Annotated in this window: 1 pseudogene; it reads left to right on the top strand. The window is 48.4% G+C overall.

Annotated features, from left to right (window positions below):
• Positions 1-1096 (top strand): annotated as a pseudogene (locus QUB16_RS33410) (peptidase C11 clostripain); the annotation flags it as partial.

Raw genomic sequence — 1096 nt, 5'->3', positions numbered from 1 at the left:
GACAATCAACTTAATCCGATCGCCACACCTATTACTTTTGACAGCACTAACTGGAATGTTGCTCAAACTGTCACTGTCAGTGCGATCGACGACAATGTAGCACAAGGAACCCACAGTGGCACGATCGCTCACACAGCTACGAGTAGCGATGCAAATTATAATGCGAAAGTCATTCCCAATGTGACAGCATCGATTACAGATAACGATAGTCCCGGTATTTCTCTTGTCCAATCAGGAGGCGGAACAGCTATTGCTGAAGGCGGTGTAACCGATAGCTACGCCGTACTTCTGACTACCGCACCTACTGCAAACGTCACTATTAATTTTGACACGGGCAGTCAAATTAATGCGATCGCACCTCTGACTTTCACCCCCAATAATTGGAATGTTGCTCAAAATGTGAATGTTAGTGCGATCGATGACAGCATAGCGCAAGGAACCCGCAGTGGCACGATCGCTCACAAGTCTGTCAGTACAGATACTAATTATAACAACCTGACGATTTCTCCTGTGACAGCCACGATTGCTGACAACGACACTACAGGTGTGAGTATTTCACAACAGAGCACAACTGCTACAGAAGGCGGTGCCACAGGCAGTTTTAGACTCCAGTTAAATTCGCAGCCAACTGCACCAGTTACTATCAGTTTTGATACGGGCAGTCAAATTAATGCGATGGGTGCAATTACCTTCGACGCTACTAACTGGAATGTTGCCAAACCCGTCACAGTAACGGCTACAGACGATGCGGCTGTGGAAGGAAATCATGCCGGGGCGATCGGGCATACTGCTACCAGTAGCGATGTTAAATATAACAGCATCACAATTTCCCCTGTTAATGTCGCCATTACTGATAACGACACTGCGCCAACACCAACCCCAACACATCCGTTACCAACACCAACACCAACCCCAACACCTCCGTTACCAACACCAACACCAACCCCAACACCTCCGTTACCAACACCAACACCAACCCCAACACCTCCGTTACCAACACCAACACCAACCCCAACACCTCCGTTACCAACACCAACACCAACCCCAACACCTCCGTTACCAACACCAACACCAACCCCAACACCTCCGTTACCAA

Origin of the sequence: Microcoleus sp. D3_18a_C4, from assembly GCF_036702415.1 — a bacterium.
Lineage (GTDB): Bacteria > Cyanobacteriota > Cyanobacteriia > Cyanobacteriales > Microcoleaceae > Microcoleus.
Note: the sequence above shows the minus strand (reverse complement) of the source record. Positions and strands in the feature narration are given on the sequence as shown.